Source organism: Acidimicrobiales bacterium, from assembly GCA_035316325.1.
In the GTDB taxonomy this organism is placed as follows: Bacteria; Actinomycetota; Acidimicrobiia; order Acidimicrobiales; family VFJN01; genus DASXTK01.
In genome coordinates this window covers 22,216-36,199 of the sequence record DATHJB010000002.1, presented here as the reverse complement: position 1 = coordinate 36,199, position 13,984 = coordinate 22,216, and the positions used below count along the sequence as shown (strand labels likewise).

15 protein-coding genes are annotated in these 13,984 nt (G+C 71.2%); 8 read left to right on the top strand and 7 right to left on the bottom strand.

Annotated elements, in window-relative coordinates:
- Positions 1–726, bottom strand: a 726-nt coding sequence (locus VK611_00260) for a COX15/CtaA family protein (protein ID HMG39721.1), incomplete at its 3' end; no start/stop codon positions are given.
- Between the two features lie 96 nt (positions 727–822).
- Here VK611_00260 and VK611_00255 point away from each other — a divergent pair.
- The 8 genes from VK611_00255 to VK611_00220 all read left to right on the top strand — a co-directional run bounded on the left by VK611_00255 (position 823) and on the right by VK611_00220 (position 9,085).
- Complete coding sequence (locus tag VK611_00255; protein ID HMG39720.1) at positions 823–1,728, top strand: heme o synthase; 906 nt, start codon at positions 823–825, stop codon at positions 1,726–1,728.
- A gap of 93 nt (positions 1,729–1,821) precedes the next feature.
- Positions 1,822–3,468 (top strand): cbb3-type cytochrome c oxidase subunit I, encoded by a 1,647-nt coding sequence (locus tag VK611_00250; GenBank protein ID HMG39719.1) that lies wholly within the window; start codon positions 1,822–1,824, stop codon positions 3,466–3,468.
- Positions 3,468–4,115, top strand: coding sequence for a cytochrome c oxidase subunit 3 (locus tag VK611_00245; protein HMG39718.1), 648 nt, complete (start codon positions 3,468–3,470; stop codon positions 4,113–4,115). The genes VK611_00250 and VK611_00245 overlap by 1 nt, the downstream gene beginning before the upstream one ends.
- 12 nt (positions 4,116–4,127) lie before the next feature.
- Entirely contained in the window at positions 4,128–4,904 is a 777-nt protein-coding gene (locus VK611_00240) for a hypothetical protein (GenBank protein ID HMG39717.1), read from the top strand.
- On the top strand, positions 4,901–6,052 hold the full coding sequence (gene coxB / locus VK611_00235) for a cytochrome c oxidase subunit II (GenBank protein ID HMG39716.1): 1,152 nt from the start codon (positions 4,901–4,903) through the stop codon (positions 6,050–6,052). The genes VK611_00240 and coxB overlap by 4 nt, the downstream gene beginning before the upstream one ends.
- Before the next feature lie 10 nt (positions 6,053–6,062).
- Complete coding sequence (ctaD, locus tag VK611_00230; GenBank protein HMG39715.1) at positions 6,063–8,096, top strand: cytochrome c oxidase subunit I; 2,034 nt, start codon at positions 6,063–6,065, stop codon at positions 8,094–8,096.
- Positions 8,089–8,706: a cytochrome c oxidase subunit 3 gene (locus tag VK611_00225; protein ID HMG39714.1), complete on the top strand. Its 618-nt coding sequence runs from the start codon at positions 8,089–8,091 to the stop codon at positions 8,704–8,706. The genes ctaD and VK611_00225 overlap by 8 nt, the downstream gene beginning before the upstream one ends.
- Before the next feature lie 13 nt (positions 8,707–8,719).
- Positions 8,720–9,085 (top strand): cytochrome C oxidase subunit IV family protein, encoded by a 366-nt coding sequence (locus VK611_00220; protein HMG39713.1) that lies wholly within the window; start codon positions 8,720–8,722, stop codon positions 9,083–9,085.
- Here the strand turns inward: VK611_00220 and VK611_00215 are convergent.
- Genes VK611_00215 through VK611_00190 form a run of 6 tightly spaced genes read right to left on the bottom strand, consistent with a single transcriptional unit; the run spans position 9,082 to position 13,869 of the window.
- Positions 9,082–9,777 carry a hypothetical protein gene (locus VK611_00215; protein ID HMG39712.1) on the bottom strand — a complete coding sequence of 232 codons (696 nt, stop codon included), beginning with the start codon at positions 9,775–9,777 and terminating at the stop codon, positions 9,082–9,084. The two genes, VK611_00220 and VK611_00215, sit on opposite strands and share 4 nt — an antisense overlap.
- Positions 9,774–11,279: a PH domain-containing protein gene (locus VK611_00210; protein ID HMG39711.1), complete on the bottom strand. Its 1,506-nt coding sequence runs from the start codon at positions 11,277–11,279 to the stop codon at positions 9,774–9,776. Before VK611_00210 ends, VK611_00215 begins: the two co-directional genes overlap by 4 nt.
- Complete coding sequence (locus tag VK611_00205) at positions 11,260–11,721, bottom strand: PH domain-containing protein (GenBank protein ID HMG39710.1); 462 nt, start codon at positions 11,719–11,721, stop codon at positions 11,260–11,262. The genes VK611_00210 and VK611_00205 overlap by 20 nt, the downstream gene beginning before the upstream one ends.
- Before the next feature lie 34 nt (positions 11,722–11,755).
- Positions 11,756–12,484 carry an ABC transporter permease gene (locus tag VK611_00200; GenBank protein HMG39709.1) on the bottom strand — a complete coding sequence of 243 codons (729 nt, stop codon included), beginning with the start codon at positions 12,482–12,484 and terminating at the stop codon, positions 11,756–11,758.
- Complete coding sequence (locus VK611_00195; protein ID HMG39708.1) at positions 12,481–13,395, bottom strand: ABC transporter ATP-binding protein; 915 nt, start codon at positions 13,393–13,395, stop codon at positions 12,481–12,483. Before VK611_00195 ends, VK611_00200 begins: the two co-directional genes overlap by 4 nt.
- Positions 13,396–13,440: 45 nt before the next feature.
- Complete coding sequence (locus VK611_00190; protein ID HMG39707.1) at positions 13,441–13,869, bottom strand: nuclear transport factor 2 family protein; 429 nt, start codon at positions 13,867–13,869, stop codon at positions 13,441–13,443.
- Positions 13,870–13,984 lie beyond the last annotated feature (115 nt).

Genomic DNA, 13,984 nt, shown 5'->3' with positions numbered 1-13,984 from the left:
CACGATCACGCCGACCAGCCACTCGAGCCGCCGGGTGACCGACGGCTCGGCGTCGCCGTGGCGGGCCCGGCGGACCAGCCACAGGGTGAGCCCCAGGAACACCAGCACCGCGATGCCGTGGATGCGGACCACCGACTCGAGGTCGAAGCCGAGCCGGTTGGCGTCGTCGTCGCCGGCGTGGGGGCCCGACCCGGTGACGATCGTCCCGGTCACCACCACCACGGATGCGACGGCCAGCAGCGCGTCGCAGCCCCGCCGCAGCGACGGCACGGCCAACGGCCGACGCGCCACCTCGGCCCCGGGCGAGGTCCCAGGCTCGACGTCCTCACCGGCCTTGTGGTGCAGGACCAGGGCGTTCCACACCGCGCCCAACGACAGCAGGAAGTGGACCATCACCGTCTTGGGCGACAGGTGGAGCCACACGACCGCCGCGCCCACCAGGGCGTTGGCGAACACCCACACGGGGAGGCCCAGCGACCAGCGGAACAGGTCGTCACGCCGGGGGCGACGGCGGTGCGCCCCCACCACGGCGGCCACCGTGAACAGGCCGACGGCCCCGGTGACGAGCCGGTTGGCGAACTCGACCATGCCGGCACCGTCGGACGCGGAGCGTGGCGTGAAGCTGTCGGGCTCGCACGACGGCCACGTCGAGCAGCCGAGCCCGGAGCCGGTGAGACGCACGGCGGCACCGGTCACCATGATGAAGACCAGCGACGCCAAGGTCACCAACGTGATGCGGCGATAGGTCGAAGGGGTGATGTTCGGAACGTTACGCGGACCCACCTGGCCTGGCGGAAACGGGCGGTCCTAGGCTGCGCCGAAGTGTCCGTGACCGAGCTTGCCAGCTCCCCCCTCGCTACACCGTCGTGGCGTCACACGCTCGGCTCCTACGTGGCGCTGACCAAGCCCCGCATCATCGAGCTCCTCCTGGTCACGACCGTGCCGACGATGATCGTGGCCGAGCGGGGACTGCCGTCGCCGTGGCTGATGGTCGCCACCGTGATCGGGGGCACGCTCGCCGCGGGCGGCGCCAACGCCATCAACATGTACGTCGACCGCGACATCGACAAGGTGATGGACCGCACCAAGAAGCGGCCGATCGCCAGCGGCGCGGTGTCGCCCGGCAACGCGCTCACCTTCGCCGTCGCCATCGAGGCCGTCGCCTTCGTGTTCCTGTGGACGACGGTGAACCTGCTGTCCGCGGTGCTCGCCCTCAGCGCCTGCCTCTTCTACGTGTTCGTGTACACGCTGTGGTTGAAGCGCACGTCGAGCCACAACATCGTGATCGGTGGAGCCGCCGGCGCCGCGCCCGTGCTGATCGGCTGGGCGGCGGTCACCAACAGCCTCGACTGGCCGCCGGTGATCCTGTTCGCCGTCATCTTCATCTGGACGCCGCCGCACTTCTGGGCGCTGGCCATCAAGTACCGCGAGGACTACGCCAAGGTCGACGTGCCGATGCTGCCGGTGGTGGCCAGCTTCCGGACCACCGCCAACCGGATCCTCGTGTACACGCTGCTCCTGGTGGGCGTGACCGTGCTGTTCGCCCCGGTCGCCGACATGGGGAACCTCTACCTCGGCTCCGCTCTCGTGCTCGGTGCCGTGTTCACCTGGTTCGCGGCCCGCCTGCTGCGGGGCGGCGACCCGGCGTTCGCCATGCGCGTGTTCGGCTGGTCGATCACCTACCTCACCCTGCTGTTCGGCGCGATGGCCGTGGACCAACTGCTCTGAAATGACCACCAGTCAGCAATTTCGTGGCCGGAGATTCCATGTGACTAGATTCCCGAGCCGAACCAGTTCCCTGCCCGTGGTGCGTTCATGACCGTGACCGAAGCTCCTCGCGACGTCCTCGACGTCGCCGCAGTCGACACCGAGCCCGTGTCACCGACCGGGCTCGCCGCGCTGGTCGGGTCGGGTGACCCCCGGTCGATCGGCAAGCTCTACATCGGCACCTCGCTGCTCTTCCTGCTCGTCGCCGGGGTGACCGGCGTGCTGGTGGGCTTCGAGCAGGTCGACGTCGACAAGCCCGACAACGTCCTCAGCGCCGACACGCTGGCGCAGGTGTACACGCTGCACAGCATCAGCGGCCTGTTCCTCGTGGTGCTGCCGCTGCTGCTCGGCATCGCCCTGGCGGTGGTGCCGCTCCAGCTCGGCGCCTCGACGGTGGCGTTCCCCCGGGCGGCCGCCGCCTCCTACTGGGTGTTCCTGGTGGGCGGGGGCCTGGTGCTGACCTCCTACGCCGTCAACGGCGGCCCCTTCGGGGGAGAGGCCGACGGGGTGGCGCTGTTCGTCGCCTCGCTGGTCGCCGTGCTCCTGGCGCTCTGCACCGCCAGCGTGTCGGTGGCCACCACCGTGGTCGCGCTGCGGGCGCCCGGGATGAGCCTGCGCCGCGCGCCGCTGTTCTCCTGGTCGATGCTGGTCGCCACCACCATCTGGCTGCTGACCCTGCCGGTGCTCGCCGGGCTGCTGGTGCTGGCCTACGTCGACCTGGTCTACGGCTCCGGCTTCATGGGCGGCGCCGACGGCCTCTACAACCAGATCCTCTGGGTGTTCTGGCAGCCGGCGGTCTACGCCTTCGCCATCCCGGCGCTCGGCATCATCGCCGACATCGTCCCGGTGTTCGCCCAGCGTCGCCTCAAGCGGCACTCGGCCGCGATGTTCCTCGTCGGGCTGTTCGGTGCGCTGAGCTTCGGTGCCTGGGCCCAGGCCGGGATCGACACCTTCGCTGCCGACGACGCCGACCTCACGCCCTGGCTCCACGACGGGCCCTGGATCGTCGTGAGCTGGGCCATCGTCCTCCCGGTGCTCGCCCTCCTGGGCCTGTGGAGCTCCACGCTCGCGGCCGGCAAGGTGAAGGTCGCCAGCCCGCTGCTGTTCGCCCTGGCGTCGGGCCTCCTGCTGCTGGTCGGCGTCGCGGCCGGCGCTGCCACCTCGATCGACGCGCTCGACCTGGTGGGCAGCACCTGGATGACCGCCCAGACCTACGCGGTGCTGCTGGCGGCCCTGACCGCCGGGTTCGGTGGCCTCGTCTTCTGGGCGCCCAAGCTCTACGGCAACCTGCTGTCGGAGGCGACGGCCCGGCTCGTCGCCACGCTCCTGCTGATCGGCACCCTGGTGCTGGCCGTGCCCTACGCCGTCGCCGGCCTCCTCGACCAGCAGCGCCTGCTGGCCTTCGACACCTCGGGCATCGACGAGGTGGGCACGGTCGAGACGCTGAACCTGGTCTCCGCCATCGGCGGGGTGGTCGTGGTGGTGGGCGCCCTGCTCGGCATCCTCGCCGTGCTCGGCGCCCGGGTCGGTCGGGGCACGGGCCCGGGCGACGACCCGTGGAACGGGCACACGCTCGAGTGGGCCACCTCGTCGCCCCCGCCGGTCGGGAACTTCCCGAGCCTGCCGGAGATCACCTCCGAGGCCCCGCTGTACGACGCTCGCCACGCCGCGCTGCGTGACACCACGGAGGCGTCCGCCTGATGGCCGACACGATCGCCACGACCGGGACCGGGACCGTCGGCACCGGCGACCCCGCTCTCGAGGTCTTCACCGCCGCACCCGCGCCGGAGCCGCCCCGTCCCCGGGTGCTGCTCGTCGGCACGGCCCTCGCCGCCGGTGCCGCCGCGGCCGGCCTGTGCTCGCTCGTGGCGCTCTACGCCGAGGTGCGGGCGCAGAGCCTGGCCTCCGAGGGCAGCTGGCTGCCCGACGACACGGTCATGCCGCTCACCCCCGGCAACATGGGGATGGTCTCGCTGCTGATGTCGCTGGTCACCGCGGCGTGGGCGGTGTACGCGCTGCGCAACGACGACCGGGTGCACGCCTGGCTGGCCATCGCCGTGACCCTCGTCTTCGGTGCCGCCTTCATCACCGACACCGCCTACCTGTGGCAGCAGTCGCAGCTGGTGATCGGCGAGACCCCGCAGGCCGTGCTGATCTACGTGATCACCGGGCTCCACGTCGCCATGGTGGTGGCGGGGATGCTGTACCTGCTGGTCATGGGCTTCCGCTCGTTGGGAGGGCAGCTCACCGGCCGCGCCTCCGAGGGCGTCGAGGCCGCCGCACTGTTCTGGTACGTCGCCGTCGCGGTCTACGCGGTGGTCTGGTACGCGATCTACATCACGAAGTAGGGCCCCGCACTCATGATCACCACCGGTACCAAGTGGTTCCTCGGCCTGGGCGTCGTCACGCTCGCTCTGGCCGCGGCCTACGGCTGGTCCACCGGCGGCGTCGGGCTGGGGCCCGTGACCGTCGGCTACAAGGGCAGCGTCGGCGACCTCCTCGGCTACGGCGTCCTCGTGACCGCCGGCCTGCTGAGCATCACCCAGGGCCTGGTCGTCGCCGCCTGGCGCGACGCCGACCCCCAGGCGCAGGCCGAGCTGGTGCACCTCGACACGGTGCCCACCACGCGGCCCGCCGGGGTGAGCTACTGGCCGGCCATCGCCGCCTTCGGCGTCGGCCTGCTGGTGGTCGGCCTGGTGTGGGAGGCGCTGCTGGTCGTCTTCGGGGTGATCGTGCTGGGGATCGTGCTGGTCGAGTGGACGGTGCAGACCTGGGCCGACCACGCCACCGGCGACCCGGCCACCAACCGCCGCATCCGCAACCGGCTCATGAACCCCATCGAGTTCCCGGTGGGCGGCGTGCTGGCCGTCGCCGTGGTGGTGATCGCGTTCTCCCGGTTCTTCCTGGCGGCGTCGCAGGACGTCGCGGTGATCGGGGCCGGCGTCCTGGCGACGGTCGTGCTGGTGCTCGGCTGGGTGCTGGCCGCTCGCCCGAAGCTCAGTGCCAACGTCGTCGTCGGAGTGGTGCTCGTGGTCGCCGTGGGCGTCATCGGCCTGGGGGTCGCCGCCGGGGTGGCGGGCGAGCGAGAGTTCCACAAGATCGGCTCGGAAGAGGAAGTAGAAGGCGAGCACGGATGACCCTCCGGAAGATCCTCCGCACGACGCCGTTCGCGTCGCTCGCGCTGCTGCTCAGTGCCTGCGCGTCGGACGCGCCACAGGACACGCTGGAGCCCGAGGGGCCCATCGCCCGCACGATCGACAACCTCGTGAACCCGGTGTTCATCATCGCCGGCGTCGTGTTCGTGCTGGTCGAGGTCGGCACGGTGCTGCTGGTGCGGAAGTTCCGCCTGCGCAAGGACGACGACCCCGAGGCGCTGCCGCCGCAGACCCACGGCAACTTCAAGCTGGAGATCGCCTGGACGATCGCCCCCGCGGTGCTCCTGGCCGTCGTCGGGGTGGCCACCGTCGCCACGCTGTTCGACGTCGACGCCGCCGCCGACGAGGCCACCATGTCGGTCACGGTGGTCGGCCAGCAGTGGTGGTGGGAGTACCAGTACGACACCGACGCCGACGACGAGGTCGACTTCGTCACCGCCAACGACCTGGTCATCCCGGCCGGCACCGCGGTGAAGCTGGAGATCAAGTCGCGCGACGTCATCCACTCCTTCTGGATCCCCAAGCTCAACGGGAAGAAGGACGCGGTGCCGGGCCGCACCCACCAGCTGACCGTCGAGTCCGACGACGCCGGCACGTTCGTCGGCCAGTGCACCGAGTACTGCGGCCTGTCCCACGCCTACATGCGCCAGCGCCTCGTCGCCCTCGACCAGGTCGACTACGACGCCTGGGTGGCCAACCAGGTCGAAGACGCCCAGGTGCCCACCGACCCCGACGCGGCTGCCGGAGCCGAGCTGTTCACCGGCACCTGCTCGCGCTGCCACCTGGCCCGGGGCATCAACGACGACGAGTTCGAGGAGGCCGGCAGCGGCAACGACCTCGTCTCGGGCCCCGCTCCCGACCTCACCCACTTCGCCACCCGCGGCGCCTTCGCCGGGGCGATCTTCGACCTGTGGGAGACCGACGACCCGGCCGGCGTCGTCCAGTGGGACGAGATCGGCGGGACGATGAACAAGGAAGACCTCGAGGCCTGGCTCCGCAACCCGCCGGAGGAGAAGCCGATGGCGCCGGCCGACCCCGAGACCACCGACGTCGGCCGCGGCATGCCCGACCTGAACCTGACCGAAGAACAGATCGACCAGCTGGTCGCCTTCTTCGAGACGCTCGACTAGGAGCATTGCGATGGCGATCGTCGAACGACCCGCAACCCCCGCCCTGCAGCTTCCCTCCGGCCCGCAGGTGACCGAGCGCCCCATGGGCGTGTTCACCCGGCCGACGGCCACCACCGGTTGGAAGAGCTGGCTCACCTCCGTCGATCACAAGCGGATCGGCATCATGTACGGGGCCGCGGCCCTGGTGTTCCTCATGCTGGGCGGGCTCGAGGCGCTGATGATCCGGGTGCAGCTCACCGCTCCGGACAGCAAGCTCTACTCCGCCGACCTGTACAACCAGGTGTTCACCATGCACGGCGTGACGATGATCTTCCTCGTCGTCATGCCGCTGGGTGCGGCGTTCATGAACTACCTGATGCCCCTGCAGATCGGGGCGCGGGACGTGGCGTTCCCTCGGCTGAACGCCTTCAGCTTCTGGACGTTCCTGTTCGGCGGGCTCTTCCTCAACACGTCGTGGTTCCTGGGCGGCGGTGCCGACGGGGGTTGGTTCGCCTACGCCCCCAACACCAGCGTCACGTTCTCACCGGGCCACGGCATGGACTTCTACGCCCTCGGCCTGCAGATCACCGGCATCGCCTCGCTGGTCGGTGCGATCAACCTGATCGTCACCGTGCTCAACCTGCGGGCGCCCGGTATGTCGCTGATGAAGATGCCGGTGTTCACGTGGATGTCGTTCGTGACCCAGCTGCTGCTGGTGTTCGCGATCCCGGTCATCTCGGTGGCGCTGGTGCTGCTGACGCTCGACCGCACGTTCGACGCCAACTTCTTCAACGTGGCCGCGGGCGCGGACCCGCTGTTGTGGGAGCACCTGTTCTGGATCTTCGGGCACCCGGAGGTCTACATCCTGGTGCTGCCGGCGTTCGGCGTGGTGTCGGAGATCATCCCGGTGTTCTCCCGCAAGCCGATCTTCGGCTATCCGTTCATGGTGTTCTCGGGCATCGCCATCGGCTTCATGGGCTGGGGCGTGTGGGCCCACCACATGTTCGCCTCCGGCATGGGGCCGATCTCGGTGGCCGCGTTCTCGATGTCGACGATGTTCATCGCCGTGCCGACCGGCGTGAAGATCCTCAACTGGCTGGCGACCATGTGGGGCGGCAAGATCCGCTTCTCCACGCCGATGCTGTTCGCCATCGGCCTGGTCACGATGTTCACCATCGGCGGCCTGTCGGGCGTGACGCACGCCGTCGCCCCGGCCGACACCCAACAGACCGACACCTATTACATCGTCGCCCACTTCCACTACGTGATCTTCGGCGGCGCGCTGTTCGCCTTCCTGGGTGGCTTCTACTTCTGGTGGCCCAAGGTGTTCGGCTGGCTGCTCGACGACAAGTGGGGCAAGTTCCACTTCTGGCTGACGCTGATCGGGTTCAACCTGACGTTCGGCCCCATGCACATCCTGGGCCTGCAGGGCATGCCCCGCCGCCAGCACTCCTACAAGGAGGGCTACGGCTTCGAGTTCTGGAACCAGGTTGCGACCGTCGGCGCGTTCATCATCGCCGTGGCGTTCCTGGTGTTCTTCGCCAACATCGTCAAGAGCTGGCGGAAGCACAAGGCCGATCCGGTGAACCCCGGGCCCGACCCGTGGGACGCCCGGAGCCTCGAGTGGATGACGGCGTCGCCCACCCCGGCCCACAACTTCGACGCCTCGCCCACCGTGTCGCACCTCGACGAGTTCTGGCACCGCAAGTACGCCGAGGACGAGACCGGCAAGGTCGTGCGGGTGAAGAGCTCGGAGGAGGTCGCCCAGAAGGGCGACGCCACCGACGTGCACCTGCCGTCGCCGTCGTACTGGCCCATCGTGATGGCTGCCGGCCTGCCGCTCATCGGCTACGGCCTGATGTTCCACCTCGGCTTTGCCATCCTGGGCGGCGCGGTGGTCCTGCTGGCGGCCTTCGCCTGGGGCCTGGAGCCCGCCGACGACCCGGAAGCGGCGCACGGGCACGACGACCACGGCGACGACGACGACCACAGCGACGACGAGCCTGGCGACGACGAGCCTGCGGCTGTCACGGCCGGCTCGGAGGAAGGGATCAACGATGAGTGACGTCGCCGTCGACACGCACGACACGCATGACGCGCACGCCACGTCGACCGGCATCTCCAACGAGAAGCTGGCCATGTGGGTGTTCCTCGGCTCCGACTGCCTGCTGTTCGGGGCCCTGATCTCCACCTACCTGCTGCTGCGGCACCGCAGCATCAGCGGGCCGATGGAGCTGCGCGACCCGTCCAACGTGTACGACATCCCGTTCACGTCGGTGTCGAGCTTCGTGCTGCTGATGAGCTCGCTGACGATGGCGCTGGCCGTCGGGGCGATCCACCGGGGCGACGTCCGTCGCTGCCGGGGCTTCCTGACCACCACCGCGCTGCTGGGCGCCACGTTCATCGGCGGCCAGGTCTACGAGTTCACGGCCTTCCAGAACGAGGGCCTGGGCTTCACCACCAACCTCTTCGGCTCGGCCTTCTACACCCTCACCGGCTTCCACGGTGTGCACGTCAGCATCGGCATCATGTTCCTGATGTCGCTGGTGGTGATGTCGCTGCGGGGCAACCTCGGGCCCGACAAAGCCGAGACCGTCGAGATCTTCGGCTTGTATTGGCACTTCGTCGACATCGTGTGGATCCTGATCTTCACGATCGTCTACCTGATCCCGTGACGGAGGCGAACAGATGAGCGCCAGCACCGACCTGCACACCCACACCGGAACGCCGGTCGAGCCCCACCACGAGACGCACGAGCACGCCCACCCGAGCGACCGCAACTACATCGTGATCGCCATCATCCTGGCGATCATCACCGCGCTCGAGGTGGGCACCTACGTCTTCGACGACTTCTTCGACGACGCCGGCACCGGCGTGCTCATCGCCACGCTGTTCCCGATGATGATCCTCAAGTTCGCGATCGTGTGCGCCTACTTCATGCACCTGAAGTACGACAACCCGATCTTCCGACGGATCTTCGTGTTCGGGCTGCTGCTGGCGGTCGGCGTCTTCATGGCGGCGATGACGTCGATGCAGCTCTTCGCCGACGCCTAGAGAGGGCCGTTCCGCACCCAGCCCTCGGCCACCAGGATCTCGTCGGCGGCGCGGCGGGCCTCGCGCCGGCGGCTCCGCTCGATCCACTCGTCGGGCGTGTCGCCCATGACCGCCCGCAGGCGCTCCGACTCGCGGAGGAGCTGTGTCAGCAGGCTGCGCTGGTCGCACAGCCAGCGCGGTGCGCCCTCGGCGTCGACCAGGACACCGCGGTCGGCGACGTAGGCGTCGCAGTCGTCGAGCACCCGGCCCGACGGCAGCGTGATGCGAGCGTCGACGGGCGTGCGCCGGTAGCCGGGCTCGGTCGCGTCGAGCAGGGCGAGCTGCGGGTCGTCGAGCCACTGCACGAACAGCCGTGACCGCAGGTGGGAGCCGAGGACGGGCGTCGCCGGCACGTAGCCGGCCGAGGTGACCAGGGCGGTGAAGCCCGGGGCCAGGCCCTCGACGTCGGCAAGGACCAGCGGCATCTCCCACGGCGGGTCGGCGTCGGCGTACTTGTACCGGAGCTGAGCCGGCGAGGCGTTCGACCCGACGGCGAGGACCGGCGTCCGGTCGGCGAGTGCCTCGTCGAGCGACGCGGGGTCGAGGCGGTGGTGCGACGCGTGGGTCAGGAGGACGGAGTGCTCCGGCCAGCGGCCCGGGTAGGTCAGCGGGTGGAGGCGCGGCGCGTCGTCCGGGCCCCAGCCGTCGGTCATGTCGGCAGGGTGCGACGGAGCTCGGCGGCGGTGGCCGCGTCCATGTCGAACAGGCTCGGGGAGCGGGTGAGGGAGCCCACCCACGTCGAGCCGGCGACGTCGACGTGGAACGTGGCCAGGTCCAACCGGCGCTGGGCCGGCGACGAGCGGGTGCGGGCGCTCTGGATGCGGTCGAGCGGCACCAGGTCGACCCGGTGGGTGAGCACGCCGGCGGCCAGCGCCACCCGCCCTCCGGCCACGGCGTGGCCCGCCCTCCGGTGCGCGGCCCGGCCCCAGGGCACGGCGCCCAGTGCCACGACCACGGTCACCCAGGCGACGCCGCCGAACACCAGGCCCGGGCCCACCGCGCCGGGCAGCAACAGGAGAAGCCGTCGCATCACGCTGCGCCGCGCCGCCGCGGGACGTCGGGGCTCCAGGGCGGGCACCGTCCAGTCCGGGCCCATCACCCGCACCAGGAAGTCGTCCACCTGGCCGCGCCGCAGCAGCGGCACCTCCACCAGGGGCGACACGCCCTGCTGCGTGCCCGCCGGCACGGCCGTGTGCAGCACCACCGAGGTGAAGCCGAACATCCGGCGGAGCGGGTTGTCGACGATCGTCACCCGCTGCACCCGCCGCCGCGGCACCGACTGCTCGCGCACGCTGAACGAGCCGGCGCGCAGGTGCAGGTCGTCGCCCCGGTGGGTCAGGACCCAGCCCCAGTCGCCCAGCAGCCGGCCGACGGCGTGGACCACCGTCGCCACGAGCCCCAGGCCCAGCCCGACGGCGACCACCGCCCCGGCCAGGGTCGGCTCTTCGCTGACGGCCGCCCCCAGCAGCCACGGGAAGGCAGCGGCCAGGAGCAGCGTCGTCAGCATGCCGGGCCCCTGGGTGAGGGCGGAGAGCAGCAGGTCACTCACCGACATGCGGGCCAGCTCGTAGGTGAGCACGGGCGCCCGTTCGCCGCCGCCGTCGCCGTCGATCGACGCGCCGGCACCGGACGTGTGGTCGCGGCGGTCGAGCACGAAGCGCCGCACCGAGGCGGCGTCGTCCATCCGGAGGAGCGACAGCGACACCGCGCTCGCCCCGCCCTCGCCCGCGGTCTCGATGTGCAGCGCCCCGAGGCCGAACATCTGGGCCAGCAGGTGCCGGCGCAGGTCCACCTGCTGCACCCGGCTGTACGGGACCACCCGGTGGCGGCGCTGGAGGACGCCCTCGTTCAGCTCCATGTGGGTGTCGGTCAGCGTGTAGGTGCGGAACCACCAGCGCAGCACCCGGGGACCGAGCAGCAGCAGCGGGATCGTGGCCATGCCGGGGTCGAACGGGCTGCTCGGCGTCTCGGGGCCCAGCCGGCGGGTCAGCAGCTCGAACAGGACCGACCCGACCAGCGCCGCCAGCTCGATGCCGACGGTGAGGGGGCTGGTGCGGCGGGCCGTCCCCAGGGGCGGCGGCGCTTCCTGCGCGTAGCCCGTCGGCAGGGCGGATGGCGCCGGGGGTGCCGGGGGGTCAGACGGTGTCGTCGACACCGGCCCGTTCCAGGAGGTGCTGGCGGAGGCGGGCGGCGTCGTCGGCGTGCAGCCCGGGGATGTGGGCGTCGGTGGTCGCCGACGCGGTGTGCACCACCAGCTGGGTGAGCCCGAAGGTCCGGTCGAGCGGTCCGCGCTCCAGGTCGATCTGCTGGATCCGCCGGTACGGGATGTAGGTGGCCTCGGTGAAGACCACGCCGTGGCGCAGCTCGAGCGCCAGCGGCCCGTCGTGCCAGCGCCAGCTGGCCCACTCGAGGCGGGCCACCACGACCGCGACCGGCACGACCACGGCGGTCGCCAGCAGGGCGAGCCACCAGGGACCGCCGAGCACCAGGAGGGCGATCGTCGCGGCCACGCCGAGGACCGCGGCCGTGGCGCCGGCCATCCCGGCCCACAAGCCCCGCGCCCGGGGGTCGAGGGGGCTGCCCACACCGTCGGTCACCCGGGCATTCTCGCACCCGGCCTGACTGATCCGGCTAGCGGTCGGGCTCCCAGCGGAAGTAGGCGGCGGCCAGGGCGGATGCGGCGACGGCCCACACCACCAGCACCGGCCACACCCGGCCGGGCACGTCGACCCCGTCGGTGAGGGCGCCGTGCAGGGCCTCGGCCAGCGCCGTGGAGGGCAGGGCCCGGGCGACGCCCCGGAGGCCACCGGGCAGCTCGCTCAACGGGAAGACCATCCCGGAGAACAGCAGCAGCGCCACGAACGAGGCGTTGGCGACGGCCAGGTTCACCAGCGCCGGGAGCCGCCCGGCCAGCAGCAGCGCCAGGCCGACGAACGCGACGGTGGCGAGCACCACCGCGGCCAGAGCGGGGAGCGGCGACAGCTCCGGCCGCCAGCCCAGCGCCACCGCGGCCACCACGATCACCACCACCTGCACGCCGAGGATCGCCAGCGACGCCAGCACCTTGGCGGCGACCAGGCGGGGCCGGCCCAGCGGCGTGGTGCCCAGGCGCTTGAGGACGCCGTACGAGCGGTCGAAGCCGGTGGCGATGGCGAGGTTGGCGAAGGCGGTCGACAGCACCGCCATCGCCAGCACCCCGGGCGCCAGGAAGTCGACCGCGTCGCCGTCGATGGGCAGCACGTCGACCACCGAGAAGAACACCAGGATGCCGACCGGGATCCCCAGGGTCAGCAGCAGCGACTCCCCGTTGCGCAGGCTGAGCGCCAGCTCGAGGCGCAGCTGGGCGAGGAGGGCCCTCACTTCGGGTCCTCGGTCAGCCGCACGAAGACGTCCTCCAGGGAGTGGCGGCCGGTCTGGAGGTCGGACAGGGCGACGTCGTGGTCGGCCAGCCAGGCGGTCAGCCGGGCGACGAGCTGCGGTGATGCCGCCGCGGCCACCCGGTACTCGTTGGGGCGGGTCTCGGTCACCGGGATGCCGTCGAGGTGGGTCGAGAGGGCCTCGACGTCGAGATCGGCGGGGGCCCGGAACCGCACCTCGTCGTCCTGGTTGCCGGCGGCGACCTGCAGCTCCTCCAACGTTCCCGCGGCCAGCAGGCGTCCGTGGTCGACGATCACCACCCGGTCGGCCATGCGCTCGGCCTCGTCGAGGTCATGGGTCGACAGCAGCACGGTCACGCCGTTGCCCCGCAGCTCGTCGACGATGGCCCGGATCTGCTGGCGGCCCGCCGGGTCGACGCCCGCGGTCGGCTCGTCGAGGAACACCACCTGGGGCCGCCCCATCAGCGCCAGCGCCAGGGCCAGGCGCCGCTGCTCGCCGCCCGACAGCTGCCGGAAGGTCCGCCGGGCCAGCGGCGTCAGCTCCAGCCGGCGCAGCAGCCCGTCGGGGTCGACCGGGGTCGGGTACAGCGCCGCGGCGTGGCGGGCCAGCTCGCCCACCCGCGCCGCCGGGTGGATGCCGCCGTCCTGCAGCATCACGCCCATGCGGGCGGTGAGGCTCGCCCGGTCCCGCCGGGGGTCGAGGCCCACCACGGAGAGCCGTCCGGCCGCCGGCCGCCGCAACCCTTCCAGCGCTTCGATCGTCGAGGTCTTCCCGGCCCCGTTGCGCCCCAGGATGCAGGTGACCTGCCCCGCCTCCGCTGCGAACGTCAGCTCGTCCACCGCCACCACGTCCCCGTACCGGACGACGAGCCCCTCGACATCGATGGCGGCCATGGCGCTCCGACGCTACAACCCTCGCCGCCGACCCCCGGCGACCGGTCAGGGGTCGGTGGGAGGGGTGAGGGATTCGTGCCAGTGGATGCCCTTCCAGGCGGCGCCGACGCGGTGGGCGACGAGGGTGTTGCGGCCCACGACGGCGAAGTCGGTGCCGTCGGGCCGCTCGGCGGCGAACCGGAAGGTGAAGAAGGCGTACGCCACGTCGCCGAGCACGTCGATCGTCAGGTCGCCGACGTCCATGCCGACCACCCGACCGAACACCTGGGTGACGTCCCGGAAGTAGCGGTCGAGCCCCCGCGCACCCCGGACCGGCTGCATCAGCTCGACGGGGCTGTAGACGACGTCGTAGTCCAGGTCCCAGATCCCCAGGAGCCGCTCGGCGTCGAGGGTGGCGAAGCCCACCCGGTAGTCCTCGACCAGAGCCTCGATGCCCCGGATGTCGGCCCCTCGGGTGTCGGTCTCGTCGTCCATCCACTCACCGTAAGAGCTCAACCCGGACTCGAGGTCGACCCGGGGTGGGTCAGCAGGTGCTGGCCCGGTAGGACTCCACGGCCCAGCCCTCGGGGCTCGGCACGACGTGCGCCAT